At 49.6% G+C, this 19,602-nt stretch carries 19 protein-coding genes; 10 read left to right on the top strand and 9 right to left on the bottom strand.

The window, feature by feature from the left end; genetic code table 11:
* Positions 1–136: 136 nt before the first annotated feature.
* Positions 137–1,543, bottom strand: a complete 1,407-nt coding sequence (locus QL234_RS01150; protein WP_281556039.1) for a hypothetical protein — start codon at positions 1,541–1,543, stop codon at positions 137–139.
* Positions 1,544–1,581: 38 nt separating this feature from the next.
* A complete protein-coding gene (locus QL234_RS01155) occupies positions 1,582–2,052 on the bottom strand; it encodes a CesT family type III secretion system chaperone (RefSeq protein WP_281556040.1) in 471 nt (156 codons plus the stop codon).
* A gap of 160 nt (positions 2,053–2,212) precedes the next feature.
* Here QL234_RS01155 and QL234_RS01160 point away from each other — a divergent pair, with 160 nt between their 5' ends.
* A complete protein-coding gene (locus QL234_RS01160) occupies positions 2,213–2,656 on the top strand; it encodes a hypothetical protein (protein ID WP_281556041.1) in 444 nt (147 codons plus the stop codon).
* Between the two features lie 33 nt (positions 2,657–2,689).
* Here QL234_RS01160 and QL234_RS01165 read toward each other — a convergent pair whose 3' ends face one another.
* Positions 2,690–3,214 carry an adenylate kinase gene (locus QL234_RS01165; protein ID WP_281556042.1) on the bottom strand — a complete coding sequence of 175 codons (525 nt, stop codon included), beginning with the start codon at positions 3,212–3,214 and terminating at the stop codon, positions 2,690–2,692.
* A 622-nt stretch (positions 3,215–3,836) separates the two neighbouring features.
* Here QL234_RS01165 and QL234_RS01170 point away from each other — a divergent pair.
* From QL234_RS01170 to QL234_RS01200, 7 genes are all read left to right on the top strand, one after another.
* Positions 3,837–4,160 carry a low molecular weight protein tyrosine phosphatase family protein gene (locus QL234_RS01170; RefSeq protein ID WP_281556043.1) on the top strand — a complete coding sequence of 108 codons (324 nt, stop codon included), beginning with the start codon at positions 3,837–3,839 and terminating at the stop codon, positions 4,158–4,160.
* A 56-nt stretch (positions 4,161–4,216) separates the two neighbouring features.
* The gene (locus QL234_RS01175) at positions 4,217–5,176 is read left to right on the top strand and encodes a ribonuclease Z (protein WP_281556044.1); all 960 of its coding nucleotides are present in this window, start codon (positions 4,217–4,219) and stop codon (positions 5,174–5,176) included.
* 311 nt (positions 5,177–5,487) lie between these two features.
* A complete protein-coding gene (locus QL234_RS01180; RefSeq protein ID WP_281556045.1) occupies positions 5,488–5,967 on the top strand; it encodes a 2TM domain-containing protein in 480 nt (159 codons plus the stop codon).
* 68 nt (positions 5,968–6,035) lie between these two features.
* Positions 6,036–6,368, top strand: coding sequence for a quaternary ammonium compound efflux SMR transporter SugE (sugE, locus tag QL234_RS01185; RefSeq protein WP_281556046.1), 333 nt, complete (start codon positions 6,036–6,038; stop codon positions 6,366–6,368).
* Positions 6,369–6,452: 84 nt separating this feature from the next.
* Positions 6,453–6,974, top strand: coding sequence for a GrpB family protein (locus QL234_RS01190; RefSeq protein WP_281556047.1), 522 nt, complete (start codon positions 6,453–6,455; stop codon positions 6,972–6,974).
* 39 nt (positions 6,975–7,013) lie between these two features.
* Positions 7,014–7,703, top strand: coding sequence for an amino acid racemase (locus tag QL234_RS01195; protein WP_281556048.1), 690 nt, complete (start codon positions 7,014–7,016; stop codon positions 7,701–7,703).
* Positions 7,704–7,800: 97 nt separating this feature from the next.
* Positions 7,801–8,250, top strand: coding sequence for a GyrI-like domain-containing protein (locus tag QL234_RS01200; protein WP_281556049.1), 450 nt, complete (start codon positions 7,801–7,803; stop codon positions 8,248–8,250).
* A 54-nt stretch (positions 8,251–8,304) separates the two neighbouring features.
* Here the strand turns inward: QL234_RS01200 and QL234_RS01205 are convergent, their stop codons facing one another.
* Complete coding sequence (locus QL234_RS01205) at positions 8,305–8,940, bottom strand: NAD(P)-dependent oxidoreductase (RefSeq protein ID WP_281556050.1); 636 nt, start codon at positions 8,938–8,940, stop codon at positions 8,305–8,307.
* 153 nt (positions 8,941–9,093) lie between these two features.
* On the opposite strand from QL234_RS01205, the gene QL234_RS01210 reads away from it, so the two are divergent.
* Positions 9,094–9,990: a LysR family transcriptional regulator gene (locus tag QL234_RS01210; RefSeq protein WP_281556051.1), complete on the top strand. Its 897-nt coding sequence runs from the start codon at positions 9,094–9,096 to the stop codon at positions 9,988–9,990.
* Between the two features lie 84 nt (positions 9,991–10,074).
* On the opposite strand, the gene QL234_RS01215 is transcribed toward QL234_RS01210, so the two are convergent.
* Entirely contained in the window at positions 10,075–11,559 is a 1,485-nt protein-coding gene (locus tag QL234_RS01215; RefSeq protein ID WP_281556052.1) for a hypothetical protein, read from the bottom strand.
* Positions 11,560–11,940: 381 nt separating this feature from the next.
* Here QL234_RS01215 and QL234_RS01220 point away from each other — a divergent pair, with 381 nt between their 5' ends.
* Positions 11,941–13,440, top strand: a complete 1,500-nt coding sequence (locus QL234_RS01220) for a ricin-type beta-trefoil lectin domain protein (protein WP_281556053.1) — start codon at positions 11,941–11,943, stop codon at positions 13,438–13,440.
* 112 nt (positions 13,441–13,552) lie between these two features.
* Here the strand turns inward: QL234_RS01220 and QL234_RS01225 are convergent, their stop codons facing one another.
* From QL234_RS01225 to QL234_RS01240, 4 genes are all read right to left on the bottom strand, one after another.
* Positions 13,553–15,178: an endonuclease gene (locus QL234_RS01225; protein WP_281556054.1), complete on the bottom strand. Its 1,626-nt coding sequence runs from the start codon at positions 15,176–15,178 to the stop codon at positions 13,553–13,555.
* Between the two features lie 181 nt (positions 15,179–15,359).
* Positions 15,360–16,418 (bottom strand): lipocalin-like domain-containing protein, encoded by a 1,059-nt coding sequence (locus tag QL234_RS01230; RefSeq protein WP_281556055.1) that lies wholly within the window; start codon positions 16,416–16,418, stop codon positions 15,360–15,362.
* A complete protein-coding gene (locus QL234_RS01235) occupies positions 16,415–18,886 on the bottom strand; it encodes an FtsX-like permease family protein (RefSeq protein WP_281556056.1) in 2,472 nt (823 codons plus the stop codon). The genes QL234_RS01230 and QL234_RS01235 overlap by 4 nt, the downstream gene beginning before the upstream one ends.
* Before the next feature lie 10 nt (positions 18,887–18,896).
* Positions 18,897–19,586, bottom strand: a complete 690-nt coding sequence (locus QL234_RS01240) for an ABC transporter ATP-binding protein (protein WP_348650694.1) — start codon at positions 19,584–19,586, stop codon at positions 18,897–18,899.
* Between the last annotated feature and the right edge of the window lie 16 nt (positions 19,587–19,602).

Here is a 19,602-nt window from a genome sequence, read left to right on the forward strand (position 1 = left end):
GGGGAAGCAAAATAAAAACGGCCCGGGATTGATTTGCGGTCAAATTCGCAGGCCGTTTAAAGGTTTTTATCGTGCAGGCATTAGACTTTGCCAGACAAAGTCAAAGCCCGCGGGGATTGAGTTAAAGCAGGGGTATTTATCCCCCTCTGATATCTATGCCTTGTGCTATTGCCTCAAGGGCTTTTAATACTACTGGTGCAGTATCCCCCATATTATTGGAAAATAATGAATGATCAGTGGTTAATGTCTGCCGGATCTCATCCTTTTGCGATGTTGTTAATGCCGATAAATCACCATAGGCAAATTCGATAGGGGTGAGGATACGGTCAAGCCATTGTTGGAATATATTGTCGTTTCTACTTAAGTTCTCTGCATTGATATCGCCAACTTCAGCCTCGGTAGCCATTCGCTCAACCGTGCTGGTTGTGTCGAGTCTTGCCAGCAGACGATTCATGCCCAAGGCCCAGTCATCCTGGCTTGCTCCCATGAGTCTGTCGCGCAATGTGCCATCACCGCCATCAAATTCACTATAATCAACATAGGAATGAAACATATTAGCCTGGGTACTATTCATCACATATTTAGTATCAAGCACGTCTTTGAGGGTTGCTGCAGGGGTATCCAGTTTATCCCATAGCCTGTTTAGTGAGTTGATATTTTCTTTCGGGGATTTTACTCCCAGGTGATCAACCAGTTCTGTTGCATCATGACCACTGGCTATTTTGCCATTGATATAACTACTGAAGTCAAAAACAGGGTCGCCACGTAAGCTTTCAGCGCTTGAAGTTGACAGGGTCACCAGGCCGCTACTGCTGGCGTCTGCTTCGAATGAATATTGCTGCATCAGGATATCATCCATCAAACGTAATAATTGCCCGGTTTCTGTTGCTGACAGGCTATCCTCTGAGATGGCGGAATCCACTATCGTGGTGATAGCTTCCTGGCATTTTTCATAACGTGCATACCCCATAATCAGTGACAGGGCTTTTTCATTTTGTGTTGATTCGGCACGTTCTACCATAGCTAATAAGCCCCGGGTATCCGGTGTTCCGCTGTCGTTGGCGTTGTCGACTATCCAGCTACGCACAGCTGCTGTATCGTTATCCGAGGCCATGGCATGCAAAGCCTCCAGTCCGGGGCTGAGTTTGGCTTGTACGCTGCTCTCGGTGATCCCATGTGTATGGAAAAGTTGTGCTGTCGCGCTCTGCGGCTGCATTTTCGGGGTGAGCATATGTGCTATTTCACCTGAGCTTTCATGGAAAACAGAAGGTTGTTTTATCAGTCCTGATTGAGAGACTTCAAACTCTTTAAACTTACTCTCAAAAGCCTCTTTAGTGAAAAATTGAACGCCTGTTTTTTCGCTGTCGTCCGGCCTGCGTATATCGGTGGTAAAGTTCTCCGGGAATAGGTGTTCGTCTATTGCATTTTGTGCCGCAGTTGAATTGAAAAAGCAAAATTTTTGCGTGTCTTGTGTCTCGGTGTTGGTTACTTCCAGAATACGAGTGAGTTGTGGATGCTGAAATGAGTCTACTGTAGTTTGCATGCTATATATTCTCTTTTATTACTTTTTGACGACAGGGGTTAAATTCTGAGCATCTGGAGTGGGTTTGGCGCAGTTTGCTCCTGTATTGATGTCGATGCATCATCAAACAAGGTATTGACATATTCCTGCAACGGCGGCACGGCCTGGGAGAGGTTTTCCAGCATATTGCCGAACTCCCGGGCCGTTAACCCCTGGTATTCGTGGCTGAATGTTAATATCAAACTTTGCTTGCCCTCGTCATAGGCGAGAGCGCCACCGCAGGTGTAGGCCGGCTTTAAGTTAAGTGCCAGTAATGCCTGAAATACTTCGATGTCCGTGATATCTTTCATATCGCAAATATGAAGAAAAACGCTAAAGTTCTCACAGAGGGGGGCGCCACAAACCATCAAATCTACATTGTTGTTGGTACCTATAAAGCAGCGGTGGCTCTGATCAAGGGACAATGGCGTGTCACTGGCGGAGCTTATTTCCTGTAACCACTGGTTGAGGGTATCTGTTGTATTGTTCATATCTGTCCTTGGAGGTCTGGTGTTGTTCAGTAAGTAACCCGATGGCGAAAATAGTTATAAAAAATTCGAAAAAAAATTTTCTTTTGTAAGCCTTGCGGTTTAAGTCACTGACAGAGCTAGTGCTTACAATGAACACTTTATCTAACGGTAGGGGGAAATCTTGGTATTAAGTCTGAAGTCTAAACTGTTAATAAGCGGCGGGGTAATAGCTTCTGCTGCCGCTATCTGGCATTTACTTTGTATTTGGGGTGGGCCTGCCTGGTTTGCTTTTGCCAGGGCGCCTGAGCCAATTATCGAATCGGCCCGGCAGGGAACTTTACTTGCACCTGTGGGAACCCTTGTGGTTGCCGGGCTAATGTTTGCCTGCACCCTGTTTGCCTTTTCTGCCACAGGGCTTATCCGTAAACTGCCTTTGCTGACACCTGCCTTGATCACTATTGCCCTGCTGTGCACGGTACGTGGCATCATTGCCGTGCCTTTCTTTTTAACCCCTGGCGGCTTTGATCTCTGGGAGGTTATTGCCAGCTCAGTTTGGTTATATGTTGGTATTTGTTTTATCGCAGGCAGTGTCGAGCATCTTAGTGCGGTTAAAGTAAAGGCATAACGGGACTTTTTTACTAAACCGCATCCGACTTGCTCAGCCGCTGTTTTCCCCCAAGGTATGCAGGAAGCTGGCAATGTCGGCTTTAGATCGTAAATGATAAACCGTTTTCGTTTTGGCGGCATTGGCGACATATTTGCGGTATGCCGGGGTCAGTTTTTTATGGCATAACCAAAGCACCCGGTAACTGTTGATGGTACCTTTAATAATTGAGCTGCGCTCCGGCCAGCCCTCCGGCGGCTGAAAAAGCCCTTTGAAAAAACGTTTGGTCACCCAGAAAAAATGTACCCGGACAGGCAGGTCGATATAAACCAGGGTGTCAGCCTGGTTAAGCCGGGTCCAGGTTGAGTCCAGGCAGCCGTAACCCTCTATCAGCCATTTATCTTCGGATAAAATGCGGCTGTGGGCGGCCAGGTATTGGTCGTGGGGAACTTCATCACCGCCGGGGAGAAATTTCACTTTATCCAGCGCGTATAGCTCAAGGCCGGTGATTGCTGCGATTTGTTTGCTGGTGGTTGACTTGCCGGCACCGGCATTGCCAAAAACGGCGACTTTTTTCATTTTTATTCCTTTTTTTGTCATTAAAAGCGGGAATAAAAAACCCGCCTTGATGGCGGGTTATGGATCAGCTAAACAGCATTATTCCCACCAGGCCCCTGAGCTGATGTTAATAATTCGGATTATCAAAGCAGATAATGTGCTGTTCACTGTTTTTCCTGATGGTAATTTGTTCAATATGGTTAAAGACTAGCATAGCCAGATGATAAAAATAACAAAATTTTTGCTCACAGGGTAAAGCTATGCTTGTAGCTGGCTTGGAGGGGGATTAATTGCGAAATGTATCTTGTGGCGCATGGCTGTTTTGAATCAGATAAAGGTAGGCTTTTGTGTTGGCAAAGTGTAGCCTTATTTTTTAGCCGCTTGAGGCGGTGTATTAGTTAACCTGAACTCGGGATAATCTAAACCAGCCAGCACCGCGCTTTTAACGCTTCTCGGTGTTAAACTTGCTTCTAATAGCCCGCTATTAGTACGCAAGTTTGCCTTGATAACCATTAAAAACGCGGCACTGGTTCAATAATAAAAAGTTATTAAGTGTGAAATGCAGTGCATAATGGCCAAGTTGTTGTAATTTAAATGGTCGCTGGCTCATCTTATCCCGAGTTCAGGTTAGTTATAGAGTTTTATGAAGAAAATACTGTTTGTCTGCAGTCAAAATAAATTACGCTCTCCTACCGGTGAAGCGGTATTTGGTAGTGAAGCTGGGGTTGAGGCGCGCTCTGCCGGTCTCAACAACAATGCCGAGATCCCTTTAGGTGCCGAGGACGTGGAATGGGCCGATATCATCTTTGTGATGGAGCCGGTTCATAAAAGAAAATTGAGCAAACGTTTTAAAGATAAGCTGAAAGGGCAAAGAGTGATTTGCCTGGGGATCCCGGATAATTATGACTATATGGATCCTGAACTGGTTGAAATATTTAAGCGGGATGTGCCGCAATTCATTTATTAGCCCAGGCTTTATCTGGAGATATAAATTAGCAACAGGATCTGGAAGTAAACACGCTGATGGAATTATTATTTTTAGGTACATCCTCGGGTACGCCTACTAAAGCCCGCAATGTATCGGCAACGGCGATAAAGGCGCCGAATGCCAAGCATTGGTGTCTGGTGGACTGCGGTGAGGGCACCCAGCACCAGATTTTAAGAACCAAGCTGTCTCTGAATACTCTGCAGGCCATTTTTATCACCCATGTGCACGGGGATCACTGCTACGGCTTGCCCGGGTTGCTGGCAAGCGCTGCCATGGCCGGGCGAACTGAAACCTTATACCTGGTCGGCCCGGCGGAGATCGAGGGCTTTGTCAGCGCCGTTTGCACCCTGACCGAGTTGTACCTGCCTTATGAGGTTGTTTTTATAGACTCCGGCAAACTTAATGAGCACAGGCCGGAGCTGGAATTGAGCGTGACCGCTATCAAGCTGTCGCACCGGGTACCGTCACATGCTTTTAGTTTTAGTTATCAAAGCGATGAACGAAAGCTCGATATTGAGAAATTAAAAGGTGCCAATATCAAACCGGGCCCCCATTGGGGAGAGCTGCAAAACGGCAAAGATATCATGCTAGACGGTGAACTGATTTTGGCCGACGACTATCTGCTGCCAAAAGCCAAAGCGCAAAAGATCATCATCTGCGGTGATAATGATATGCCGGACTTGCTAGCGGATGAAATCAATAGTGCCGATGTTTTAGTACATGAGGCAACCTACACCTACGACATAGCGCAGAAAGTAGGGCCCGGGCCCATGCACAGTAGTGCAAAAATTGTTGCCGAATTTGCCGGTAAACACCAGGTTGATAATCTGGTGTTAACGCATTTCAGTGCCCGCTATCAAAATGACACCAGCAGCAGTCCTTCAATCCTGGATGTTGAACTCGAAGCCAGAGAATATTATGAAGGTAATCTTATGCTTGCCAGTGATTTTGACCATTACCGGCTGGATAAAAATGGGCTGTTGAATAAGCTTTAATCGGCTATGACAGCTAAGCGGGCCGGTGTTAGTTTTTTGTAACAATGATATAGTAACTTTTATGAGAGGGTAATCATTACCCTTGCGCAAAAGCATGGCTGAGGCAAGTGAATGGTTAACCTGGGGATTTTTCGGGAGTACAAGTGACTAAGGCAAATTGTCAGGTGTCAAAGGCCGTAAAAAACAATAGTAATGCTTTGGTTTAAGTTGTTGATTTTTAAGTGTTGTCGTGTGACTGTCAGGTAGCTGGCGTGTTCTTTCATGTTATTTTGGGCTGATAATTCAAAACGAACAACAGAAAAGGATAAGAAATGATAGTTCGTAAATTAAGACTTCAACGTGGTTGGTCTCAAGAGCAATTGGCTCAGCTGAGTGGGTTAAGTACCAGAACCGTTCAGCGGATAGAAAGAGGGCAAAGTGCCGGGCTGGAGTCGATGAAATCCTTGGCTGCTGTTTTTGAAATTGAATTAACCCAGTTACAGCAGGAGAATCCCATGGACAGTCAAACACAAGCTTCAACGCAAGTCTCAACAGAAGAGCAGGCGGCGATTGAATATGTCAGAGGCATTAAAGATTTCTACACCCACCTGAGTACCTATGTCTTAGTGGTGTCAGCCTTGTTCGTTTTAAATTATTGGACCAATCCCGGTTATATTTGGGCCTGGTGGACGGCTTTGGGCTGGGGCATAGGGGTTGTTTCTCATGCCCTGGCGGTGTTCGAAGTGTTTAATCTTTTCGGCGCCGACTGGGAGAAAAAACAAATTGAAAAAAGGCTGGGAAGAAAGTTGTAATGCCCGCTATATCAATGGGGTGTTAATAGTGACTGCTCACTAAATTTTTATAAAAATAAGGAGTTAAAGTGGCCTGGATCGTCTTGGTTATTGCCGGAATCTTTGAAATCATGTGGGCGGTAGGTCTTAAACACACCGAAGGTTTTACCCGGCTTTGGCCTTCGGTATTTACCCTTGGAGCCATGTGGGCCAGTTTTGCCTGCCTTTCTTATTCCTTAAAAACCATTCCTATGGGCAATGCCTATGCCGTCTGGACCGGTATTGGCGCCGTAGGGGTAGCCATAGTCGGCATTGTCTGGTTTAACGAGCTTGCCGATATACGGCGTATCGCCTGCATTGGCTTGATTGTGATGGGCATTGTCGGATTAAAACTGTTGGACTCGGGTACACCTGCGGCATAACGGTTATTTCTATCTCGTTAAGCACAGTTGCCGCGGTAAAGAGTGCATCGTTTATATCCGGCCTTGGCCGTATCAGGAGCAAAAATGAAGAAAAGAGTGCTGGAAGTTGTCGACTATGATCCTGCCTGGCTTAAGTTGTTTGCCGATGAGCAAATATTGCTGGCGCAGTCCCTCGGGGATGTCGCCATAGATATCCATCATATCGGCAGTACTTCGGTGGCAGGGCTGGCGGCTAAACCTGTGATTGATATCTTGATGGAAGTTATAGATCTTGAGGCGTTAGATGGTAAAAATCAGCAGATGCAGTCTCTGGATTATGAGGTTAAAGGAGAGAACGGCATCGCGGGCAGGCGTTATTTTCAAAAAGGCGGCAATGCCAGGAGCCATCACCTGCATGCCTTTAAAAAAGGGGATGAGGCCCTGACGCGGCATCTGGCCTTTCGGGATTACCTGCGCGTCCATCCGCAGGTAGCGCAGCAATATGGCGAGCTTAAGCAAGGGCTGATACGGGCGGGCCATAACAGCAGCGAGCCTTATATGCAGGGAAAAAATGATTTTATTCAGCATCATGAAAAACTGGCGTTAAACTGGTACCTTAGCCGATAACCCTGTGATTTACCGCTTAGTCTAAGTAAGGAAATAAAGATGACTAAACACATTGGAATAGTGGGCTGCTCGGCAGAAGGGGCGGCGCTGTGTTATAAAACCATCTGCACCGAAAGCCCGGCATTATTAGGGCCACATGCCCATCCTGAAATTTCCATGCATACTTTTTCGCTGGCGGATTATGTTAAATGCCTGGATGAAAATAACCTGGCCGGTATTGGCGAGCTTATGCTTGCTTCGGCTGCTAAGCTGAAATTGCAGGGGGCCGATTTTGTTATTTGTCCCGATAACACCATTCATCAGGCGTTTGATTATGTGAAGCGTGAATCCCCTCTGCCCTGGCTGCATATTGCCGAAGTGGTGGTGGCCAGTGCTAAAGCCAGAGGTTTTCAGCGCCTGGGTATTTTAGGCACCCAATGGTTGGTGGAAAGTGATGTCTACCCGCAAAAAATTGAAGATGCAGGCCTGAGCTGGCAAAGACCGGCAACCGGGGAAATTGCCGAAATTGGCCGTATCATCATGCAAGAGTTGGTTTACGGTATTTTTAAGCCTGAGTCAGTCGCCTACTTTCAGCAGGTGATAGGCGGCTTGAAGGAAAAGGGCTGTGATGCGGTGATCCTCGGCTGTACCGAAATCCCCCTGATCATTGATGACAGCAATTCGCTGCTGCCAACCCTGAACTCTAACCGTTTATTGGCATTAGCGGCGATAGCGCAAGCGACAGCGTAAACTGAGCTTGCGTTTCATCAAGCGCAATTTGCAGATAATAATAATCATGCGGGCCATAGCTTTTAAAGCGGCCTGATAAGCGAAATAAGGATAAAGCGTGAAAATTCAACATCTTGATGGTTTTGAACTGGCGGGTTTTGTTACCCGCACCAAAAATGCCGATGAAATGGAGCCGGCAAAAGCAAAAATTGGCAATCTCTGGCAACGGTTTTACGGTGAAGCCGGTGCTCTGTTACCAGCTGAGTCGAAAGTTTACGGGGTGTATAGCAATTACGAATCGGATGCTTCAGGTGAGTTTGATGTGCTTGCCGGGGCTGATGTTTTAACCGGGCAGGCAATATCCGGAGTTGAGGCAATAACCGTGCAGCCGGGCCGTTATCTGGTTTTTTCCGGTGAAGGGGAAATGCCGGGAGTGGTGATCGCCCTGTGGGGACAGATCTGGCAGTATTTTAACGAAAGTGGTTGTCCCTACCAAAGAGCCTACCAAACCGACTTTGAATACTATAAGAGTGAGTCGCAGGTGGAGATCTATATCGGCATTCATTAGTACTGTTATTATACCCCGGCACAATCAAACATTGTGCCCGGGCGTGGTAAGCCTTTAGTAAGCAATACCGATACGCGTGTTGTGATGCTCTGCTTTTTCTGCCTGGTCCAGCAAGGCGACGGCATAATCCTGTACCGATATTTTACTTTTGCCTTCGCTGTCCATCAGCAGTTGATCGCCGCCGAGGCGGTATTTTCCGCTGCGCTCGCCGGGGAAAATTTCTGCGGCCGGGCTGACAAACAACCAGTCAAGGACGCTGTCGCTTTGCCGGAAAACGTCGAGGGCTTGCCCCTGGGCCAGGGCTTCGTCTTTATATTCCGCCGGGAACTCAGGTACTGTTACCAGCTTTACCCCGGGAGCAACTTCCAGGCTACCGGCGCCACCCACCCAAATCAGCCGTTTGATACCGGCTTGCGGTAATTCTGCCAGCAAGCGTTTGGCTGTATGACTTACCATATCATGGTTGCCTTTGGCGCGTCCGCCGACCGCGGCGATAACCACATCGGCGCCGGCTACGGCTTCATTAATCCCGCCCTGGGCCAATAGATCCAATGAATGTGTTTGCACCCCGTCTTGCTCGATATTGCCGGCGTCGCGACTGATGGCGATCACCTGATGCTGGCGGTGAAGTGCTTCGCTCATGATAGTGGATCCGATCCAGCCGGTGGCGCCTAAAATTGCGATTTTCATAATATTCTCCAATGGTTTGTTTAACTTGATTTAGCCTTGCCAGCTTGGCCTGGCGTTGATGGAGTTATTATCTTTTGGTTTTATCTTGTAATAAATATTGAAAATTGAGCATAATTATTTCGTAATTTGAAATAATGTTTAAAGGAAGCAGAGATGGATAAAGTTCAAGCCCTGACCAGCTTTGTTGAGGTGGCCAATACCGGTAGTTTTACCCGGGCGGCGGAGCAGCTGGAGTTAAGCCGGGTGAAGGTAACCCGGCATGTGCAGGAGCTGGAGAGCTGGCTTAATATCCGTTTATTTCACCGCACCACACGTAAGGTTACCCTGACGGCGCCGGGTCAGGATGTGCTCCTGCATTGCCAGCGTATCCTCAACGAGGTGGCGGGGCTGGAAAGTTTGGCCCGCAGCCATGATGAAGAGCTGACCGGGCAAGTGCGTATTGCCACCCCGATAGGCTTCGGGCAAAACCTCTTGTACGAACAGGTGGAAGCTTTTACCAGGCGTCACCCTAAGGTGGTGATCCAGTTGATGATGTCGGATCGCAATGCCCAACTGGTGGATGAACGTATCGATGTTGCCCTGCGTTTTACCGACCAGGTGGATGAAGGCCTTATTGCCCGCCGCCTGATGTCGATTGAAAGTGCCGTATGTTGCTCTACGCAATACTTAAGCGAGCACGGGCCGGTCAGCTCGCCCGAGCAGCTGGAGCAGCATAATTGCCTGATCCATCTCAGCCAGCGCTACTGGTCTTTTATGGCGGATCAGCAGCAGCTACGGGTGCCGGTTTCCGGCAGTATCTGCGCCAATGATCTCGGGGTGTTAGTGCGGGCGGCCCTTAATGGTGCAGGGATCGTTTATCTGCCTTGTGATCTTGCCAACCCTTATTTAAAGAGCGGGGCATTAATCCGGTTGCTGCCGGAGGTGCCTTTACCTGTGATGTCTTTGTGGGCGGTTTATCTGTCGCGCAGTTATCAGCGTCCGGTGGTGCGGGCATTTATCGATTTTCTGGCGGAACAATGGCAGGAGGATTTACGGGTATTTAAATACTGAAGCCGTATCTTTTTACCTGGCTTGCCTGGAGCAAGACGGGGTGTCTCAGGGACACCCCGTTCGGTTCAGGTTAAGCAATCAAGCTTATTCGCTGCCTAAATAGGTTTGTCTGCAAAGATGCCCCAATACTACGTACGGGACACTGTTGCCGCCGACACCCAGGTCAGCATTGCCGGGCACTTCTATGCGCCAGCCGCCATAGTTAAACTCCGTTTGCCACCAGTTTTTGGTGCCGAACTTGTATTCGTAATGGGGCTGTGAGGTGGATGAGCCTGAGCAGGTGCCTAAATCTACGCTGCCGGCCACCTGGCCGTTGCTGTTGGTTGTCAGCGGATAATTAACATAGTGCACCAGGCCGTCCGGGCTGGCGGCGAAATTTTTATCTACCCGCAGCACGACCTGGGCCCCTTCAATCGGCTGGCCGCTGGAGTCTTTTATCATCGCGCCCCAGGTTAATTTCTTATAGGCCTGGGTGGTGAGATAAGTACTGGTGGCACCGTATGTGACCCGGGTGACGCTTGATTCGCCGTCAACCGAATAGTTGCTAAATTGTGCGGGTTTGGAGCCGAAGGAAAGCTGGTAGTTATGGCTGGAATCGACCGTGACCGCAGGGTTTGGCGTAACCCGGACATTAACTACCTGTCCCGCCTGCAATCCGGACAGGTTATGGGTCAGGTTATTACCCAGTACCTGCCAGCCGCCGTTGTATAATTCCAGTTGCCATTCGTTATTGCCAAAGGTGTCGCTCAGGGAAATGCTGGTATCCTGGCCACGCACGGCGGTGAAATGGTAGTAATCGACATCGGCGCTGCTGTCCATGTTGCCTGAGATGTTGTTGAGCTTATCCCCTAACGGCGTCGATAAGGCGACGCTGTCGTTGAGTTCATAGCTGTCTGCCGAGGTATTGGCGACGGCGGCAAAATTAAAGGCGCCGCCATCGGCTGCCACTACGTCAATATACCAGTAATAATGGCCGGGTTCGGTCAGGGCCAGCACCACTTCATCGGCATTGCCGGCGTTGGCTGAGCTGCCGACTATCGTCAGGCTGTCGTCTGCTTCATGGCGAAAGAGCGTGAGGTTGGCGTTGGTCTGCGCGTTTTGTCCCGTGACGAATACCGTGGTTTTTGCCCGCTGGGTAATTTCAAAGTGAAAACAGGAGGCGCTGCCGGCGGTTGAGTCGGTCAGGGTGTATAAAGTGTCGATATTCAAGGTCGTACAAAGTGGGGTAATGGCCGTGGTTTCTGCGTTCAGGCTGACCCGCTCCTGCAGGGGTTTCTGCGCTACTTTTACACTTGCTTGAGGCGCTGTGATGACGGCAGGGACTAAGGGCTGAGAGTCAAGCACCAGGTGAGCGCTGTCGTCTAACGCCGGTGTCTGTTTTGTTTGAGCAACAAACTCTGCCGCGTTTAGGTTTTCTGCCGAGCGTTGTGCCAGCACTGCCGCGGCTTGTCCCGAGGCATCAACCACGCCACCTTGTTTTAAAGGAAGTTCGTTGGCATAAGTGAAGGCACTGGCGCTACAAGAGAGTGCCAATAAAGATATTTTAAAAAGACTTGGGGTATTAACCATATCAATAATCCTTATTAAGTGATGATCCGCAGGAATGAAAGTTTGCGGTACAACCAAGTTAATATGATATTAAATAAATGTAAATAAAAAAGTCGTTTGCTATATGCGCCGGATCAATTTTCCAGTCTGTTTTTGTCGGCCAGTGTTGTATGGTCAATTTAAAACAGGCACTTCCTGTCGGCGGGCTTTATCGATTTTATCCATTATTAAGTACAGATCCGACAAAGATGATACCTAAACCGACATAGGTGCAATTAACGCTTTCTAATGTGTCTTTTGTCTTGTACCTTGCTTTTGTCTCGACTGATAGCAAGGTAGCAAAATACCTTTCAATCAGTCTGTTTACGGACAAAATAGTTTAATTGATAACAAGGATTTTTTATGAAAGTACAACAATTACTTTATGGCTCGTTGCTTGGCGCTGGTTTATTTTTATCTGCCAATGCTTTGGCTGGAGAGATATATACGCCAATCTATAAGCAATCAGAAGCAATAAGCCAGGACAAAAGAATTGATGAACTCTATTACCTTCAGCCACACAACAGTTATGAGCGATTAAATAGCGGTGACATGCTCATCCATTGGCTTGATGAAGGATTTCGCTCACTGGAGCTGGATGTTTTAGATAAGGGGCCATGGCAATCGGATAACAATGGTCCATATGTTACCCACGATCAATCGGGGAAAAACAATAACTGTGACAGTAATGGCGGCTATGACAGACTCGGCCATTGTTTAGCCGATATCAAGCAGTGGCTGGATGCCCACCCCAACAATGAGGGGCAAGTCACCGCACCCATTATGCTGTATATCGATATGAAAACGGAAGCGATCAATCCGTTAGGCTCCTGGCATGCAAGTGAGATCAAGCTACTCGATGAATATGTCAGTCGTGAATTGTCCGGATATTTATACACATACCAGGATTTACTGGCACACCTTACCCCTGATACCAGCAATAACGATTACAGGAGCGCTTTAAAAAATAAAGGCTGGCCTAAACTGTCGGCATTAAACCCCAATAATCACCGCGTTATCGTGCTCTATACCGGCGGGCGGGTTGGTAATGTCAATGATCTGATGGAGCAGGCAAATTCTGATTATGTGCTCAATGGTTTTGTCTGCCCAGATATCGATACCGCCGATCCCGGGGAATTTAGCGGTGCTATCGACTCTATTTCTTCCGGCAACTCGAAAAAGATATTTTGCGGCAATGTAAAGGCCGGGGACCATTATCAGGTTACCGCCAATCGGGCAAACGAATATAAACAGCTGATGCACCTGTGGAACACATCGGGTGATTTTGAGAACAAGTACTACGCCTATAACTTTATTGCCGTTGCTCATGGTGTCTCTGCAATTGGCATTGACGTAGACCAGATAGCAGGCGGATCATCATATTTCAATGAATCTGAAATTCCATACGTGGGAGTGCGCAGAAGCCTGCCCGGTTACTTTCAGATAAAACCCAAATTGAATACTGATTTATGTCTTGAAGTAAAAGACGGTTATAAAAATGGCTCTGCGATCCGGTTGGATCAATGTGGCAATTATGGCAATCAAAAATTTGTCTATACGGCTGAAGGGCAGCTGCGGCCCAAATATGGCAATAAGTACTGTGTAGACTTCGACACAGGCAGTGCCGACAATGGCGATACTCTCCACCTTTGGGATTGTGACGGCGGTAATTCTGAAAAATGGCGCATTCAAAAAGATGGCACAATTAAAAACAGGGACAATGGCTGGAGTCATTGTATGGATATACAAGGGAGCGCGGCAACGGATGATGAAGAAGTCAGAATCTGGTCTTGTAATGGCAATGATGTGAGCCAGCAATTTATATTAGAATCCGTTTCCGATTGGCAGCAAACAGAATTCTAGTACAGCTTGTGTACAAATAACCTGGTGAAACAAGCGAGCCTCAAGCCGCTCTGTTAAAGGAGCGGGTTGAGGCTCGTTTAAGTCTAGCTAATACAGCTAGTTAAACCGGAAATTAATTCCAGATTTTGTTGACATATTCAGGATGGTCAACAAAAGGATTACGGTTACCCTGGTGAGTGTGGGCCGCGTCATTGCGGTCGATTTCTTTCTGGCTCACCGGATCGTTGGCATGCCAGCTCAGTAACATAGAGATCACCCAAGGTTCAAATACGGCTGTGGTGCTGCCGTCCAATACCGCATCGCCGTAGCTGCTGATGCTCTGCCAGCTGGCGATTTGATCCTGGTAGCGGGTGGCCATATAGAAATAAGCACGGGCCAGGTCGCCTTTAAACTCATCAATCGGCTCAAATACCGTACCGCTGTAACCTAAGCTGCTTGCGGCTGAACCTAACTTGCTGCCATTGGAAGAAGTATAGGTTGCAGAGGCCACTTCACCGTACGGGAAGCTGCTGCGCACTGAGTTTACTTTGCCGTCGGTGGCAAAAATATGGTGGATATCCGAGTTCATCGGCTCGTGATCGCCGCCGAACCAGCTGCGCGGGAAGGAGTGTTCACGGTTATAACAGTCCCCTTCGCCGGAGTAGCTGCCGCACTGGTTGCTGACTTTGGTGAAGTTGTAGGGATCTGAGCCGTTGGGGTTTTCCGAGTAGATGTCTAAGATAGTACCGTCGTTTTCATAGTAAGTATCTAAGGCATTGCTGCTGTAGAAGGTCCAGATGGCGGAATAGCCGCGGGTGGTGTGGTTGTTGATCAGGTTATGCAAGGCGGTTTTCAGGGTATAGCCGGTTTGCGTGGTGATGCTGTCGTAGTAGTTGCCAACACCTGTGCCGCCGCCGTTATCACCGCCGCCGGTACCGATAGTAAAGTTAGTGCTGTCGCTGCTGGTGAAAGTGCTGCCGGAGGCCAGGGTGCTGCCACCTGAGGTCAGGGCATAAGAGCCGTTGCCGAATTCACAGCAAATACCGTCGCCATAGCTGTCGCTGATGGTAAAGGTGTAGTCGCCGTCGGTTAAACAGAAGTTTTCGTTATAGGTGGTGTTGTTGGCCAGTGTCGAGCTGCTGGCAACCGTGGTGCCGCTGCTGGTTTTTAAGGTCCAGCTGGTTTCTGAGGCGTAACCGTCAGTGGTTAATGCCAGTGTTGCTTCGGTATTGGCACAGCTGCCGCCGTTGCCGCCGCCGTTATCGGCCGTGGTCGGCTCAAAGTCGTCAACATACACGGTTTCCGAACCGTCAAATCCTGTTACGTCGTAAAAACGCAGGCCAACCTCGACATTGCCGGTAGCACTCGCCGTATAGGTATAGCTGATTTGCTGCCACTGGTTGAGCAGGTTTTCGTTAGAGTAACCCTGGTAGCCGTTGACATAAAGCCGGGCCTTCATGCCGCCTTCGGTATGGTATACCCAGGTAGAGAAGTTATAGGTCTGGCCGGAGACCAGGGAGACGGATTGACGGAAGTCGGTGGAGGATTGGGTGCCGGTATTGACGGTGATCGCCGCGGCGCTGGAGCCTGATTTTACAATTGAACCTTCCTGGCTGACGCTGAGTCCGCTGTCGATTGTCGTCCATGAATCCGGGCTGCCGCTGGTCCAGTTTTCAAAGGAGCCGTTAGTCACTTCAGCCATGGCGCTGCCACTGAGTAGGGTAAGCAGGCACAAAGCATTTAAGCTATTGTTTTTCATAGTCTTCCTCATCTCTCTTATTTTTTGTAGTGCTATTTATAATTTTTTTTGCCGGGTGAGCATACCTGCCAAGCCGGAAAAGTAAACCATTATCGATCGGATTTAATACAAAAATGTTACAATTGAAACAATTTAACCTTGAGTTAACACCTAAGTCATAAACCTTAAGGTTTTAACCGTGTTATTGGCGATATCCGGTCATTTCCAAAAAACCTTTGCCTTTGTGGCTGCCGTGAAACGACACCATGCCTTCGAAATACTCGATACCAAATGAGAGGATTTGCTGCTTGTTGATGGCTTCTATACGGATATCTATGCCCTGGCTCGGGATGGTCAGGGTAAAGCTGTCCGGGTAAGCCTGCTCCCGGGGTTTTTCATTGCTCAGGCGGATCTCCGCCGCACTCAGGGGGTTGATCTCGCCGTTCCTGGACATCAGGCTGCCGGAGATAAAATCTTCTGTGCTTGAACGCAGCCGGTAAACCATCAACCGGCTATCATGGGTCAGTCTCAGGGAAAACCAGTCCCAGCCGAGCTGATCGTCACCGAGCATTTTTGAGCCCCATTCGCGGTCAAACCAGGCGTCGCCGCTGACCTGCTGCCAGCGTCCCTGCCACCAAACCTTGCCTGTGACCTGGATAAAGGGATGGGAGTAGTAATAGCTGGCGATATCTTCCCGGGCGTGTCTGGGGTTATAGCCTTGCTCACCCTGCAGGAAAAACGGATTGGCGCTGCTCAGGTTCAGTATCGCCTGCCACGCCTGTTCCCCTTGGTTGCCAAAAGTCAGGGTTGCCGGCAGCAGTTCACCGCTTGATTGCCAGGACCAGTCGTCGATCGCGGCACGGAAGGGGTAATGGTTGATGCTAACATTGTTAAATTCCCGGCGTCCCTGGCGAAAAGAGGCGCTGTGTTCCTGCTTGCTTGCCAGGGCGGCGTGGGCAAAATACCAGTGGTGTTTTTTATGGGCGGTCCTGAACAGGGTCCATTGTGCCGATAGCTGTTGGCCGTCATCTGTGGTTAACAGGGCATTGAGGTACCACCATTCGTGTTGAAATAACGGATGCGGCCAGTGATCCCGGGGCAGGTGTACTTTATGGTCGCGGCTAACCCCCTGGTATGCTTGACTGTGCCGGTTTAAATACTGTAAAGGATCGCTTGTTTGCTGTTCATGCTTATCACAGCCTGCATTCATCAGTAATACCAGGCTGGATAATAGCGGGGTTATGATTGTCCTGATCTTCATCGCTGAGCGGGCTCCAGTTTATAAAGCGGCAGGAGCAGGGCCGGTAATAAGCATAATAAACCGCCGAGACCGGTGCTGATAAACACATCCGCGCTCAGCTGCAATGGCATCGACCAGCCAAAAGAGGCGGGCAAGGCCTTGCTTACCAGGGTATCGGCGAGGATCACCGCCACCGGGGCACTGATGAGAATACATGCCAGTGCCATCAGCAGCCACTGGCCGAGCATAAAGCGGAACAGGGCGCTGCGGCTGTAACCCAGGGATCTTAAAATCAGCAGCTGTGACGCTCTGGCCAGCTCCAGGGTTTTGGCGGATAAGAACAGTCCCAGGCAGGCGATACAGATGAGCACCAGGGCGATGGCGCGGGTGATAATAAAGGTTTGCTCGAAGATTTTCAGTGCCAGGGCTTTGGTTTGCGCCGTGGCGATGATCTGCTCGGGGGGGATATTAAGGGCTTGGCTCAGTGCCTGGCGCAGCGGTTCCGGATCTGACTGCCCTTTGCCAAGATGCAGGGACAGGCCTTTTTCTACCAGGGAAAAATGGTGCTTTTGCGCCTGGGATAACGCCAGGGTAAGTTCAAACCTGGGGTTGCCGTAATCATAATAAATCCCCCGGATGCGGCAGCTGAGCCTTGCTTGCTGCTGGGATATCGTCAGCTGCTGACCCAGGGTCAGTTGCCGTTTGATGGCCAGGGGCTCATTGATAAAGCAGCCTGGTCCCTGACCGCCTTGGTCCTGGCCTTTTTCTTTAAAGACCAGGGATGCCAGCTGTTTGGCGGAACTATATATGCCTAAATCCAGCACTTCCCCGGCCAGGCTGGCACTGCCCCGGTAATAAAAGCGGTATTCCTCAATCCGGTATTGTGCTGAGTCCGTTTGTGCTTCTAGCCAGGCCAGCAAGGGGGTTTTTTGCTCCGGGGTAAAACGTATGTACAGATCCTGATCCAGGTTTTGATCCAGATAGTCAGTAAAAGCCGTTTCAAAACTGTTGATCATCAAGGCCGCGGCTATGCTGGTGGTCAGGGCCAGATAAAATGCTGCCAACGGCAGCTTGCGCCTGCTGACCTGGTTTCGGGCATCTTGCAGGAGAAAATTGAGCTTAAAACCCGGGCAGAGTGTCGTGAATGCTTTGATAAAGCTCTGCAGCAATAGCGGCAGCAGGGCAATCGTGGAAAGGAGCAACAGGCCGTATTTGCCCATGATCAGGTGCCAGGGGGAGAGCGGGCCTGTGTTTGTCAGCGTATCGGGGGCGATTTCCGGGATCAGAAAAAACAAGAATAACAGGGCAAGTCCCGGTATTGCCCGTTTCACGCTGCTTTTATTGTCTTGTTTGCCGCCGGGATAAATACTTTGCCGGGCAAAGCGGCTGATATATCTGCCGGCGATGCGGCGATATTGCCTGGCTAGGGTAGTGAATACCGCGACGGCCGCTATCAGCAGGGACCAGAGGGCATAGACAGGGTGCCAGCTGAGCTGACCGTTAACATTGAGGTTGTAGAGCTGCTCCAGGGTCAGTCCAAGCAAAGGCAATAACATAGCGAGCAGCAAAAGTGCGATTGCCGTACCGATAACAGCAGTGATCAGGATCAAGCCTATGGCCTCAAGCAGCAGCACATGAAAAAGTACCGGCAGGGAAACCCCGAGCAACCTCAGTTGGGCTGCGAGTTCGCTGCGCTTTCGCCAGGCCTGTTCTCCCGCCTGGAAGGCGATAAACAAGCTGACAATAAAAGCCAGTATGGCCAGCGCCGACAAGTTTAAATGTAAGGCATCGGCAAAACCGCTGCGTGTATCCAGCGACCAGGCCTCTTGTAATGTCAGTTGCGGCGGCAGGGTAACACTTAGCCGGGTCTGCTCCTTTTTTGTCATCGGGGGGGCGCTGAGGTAGCTAAAGCCGGTAAGTTCGGGGAAGAGTTGCCAGGCCAGGGAGATATCAAGTAAAACCTCGCTGCCCCAGTTGGCATCTTGATGATACCGGCTGTCCAGGCGCCGGTTGTCCGTTAAAATCACCGGTTCTTCAACAGAGAGATCAAGCCGTTTCAGGGCGGAGCGGCCGATATGGATTTTGTCCGGATCATAGTCCGGCCGGGTGATGGCCAGGGGCAGTAAATCTATTGCCTTAAAGCGGATGCTTTTACCCGAGGCGAGCTTTTTTTTAAAGGTTAATACCGGGCTCAGTTGATGAAAACCGGCCTGACGCAGCCGGGTAAAGTCGGCTTTGCTGATGTCATTACCCTGTTTGGGCAAAACATAGAAAGCGACTGGGGAGCTCAGGCTGAGATCTGCCCGGGCATACTGGCTTTTACTGGCATGGTTTAACATCAAAATTGTTAACAAGGTGCTGGTGGCGATAGCCAGGCTGAAGACAAAGCCGAGATTGAGCAGGCCCTGACGGCGATATTGGGCCAGTACTAGCTTGCCGATAAGCAAATGTTGGTGCAGAGCCTTTGTTATCTGTGTGCTTAAGGTCATGCCCGTCATTTCAACCGCCGCAGCTTTGTTGGCTGAGCAGGCCGTCTTTAAGCTGATAAACCTTATCCATTTTTCCGGCAACGCTGTTGCTGTGGGTCACCATCAATAACGCGCTATGGTGTGACTTGGCCAGGGAAAGCAGCTGTTCAATCACCTTGTCGCTGTTGCTGTTGTCCAGGTTGCCTGTGGGTTCATCCGCGAGCAAGAGTTTAGGCCGGGTGCCGAGTGCGCGGGCGATGGCAACCCGCTGCATTTCTCCGCCGGACAGGGTGTCGGGGTAATGATCCAGCAAATGATCTATGCCCAGGTTTCTGGCCAGGCTTAAACTGTGGTTTTCATCATACCTGCCGGCCAGGCGGGCGCTGAAGCCGATGTTATCCATGACATTCAGGCTGGACAGCAGGTTATAGTGCTGGAATATCATCGCCAGGGTTTGCCTGCGCAGCCGGCTCAGTGCTTTATCCCCGGCGTGTTGCAGCCCCTGCCCGGCAACACGGATCTCCCCCTGTTGCACCGGCTCCAACCCGGCAATCAGGTTGAGCAAAGTGGTTTTACCGCTGCCGCTGTCTCCGGTGAGGGCGACACATTCACCCGGGGCTATGCTTAAAGATACCCGGGTTAACAGCCAGCGCTCGGTATGCCCATCATGTATCTGGTGATTAAGGTTATTGATTGTTAATGGCATGGTTAATGCCGCCATTTTCGTTCCTGTTTTG

The sequence above is a fragment of the Thalassomonas sp. RHCl1 genome (assembly GCF_947387555.1).
GTDB lineage: Bacteria > Pseudomonadota > Gammaproteobacteria > Enterobacterales > Alteromonadaceae > Thalassomonas.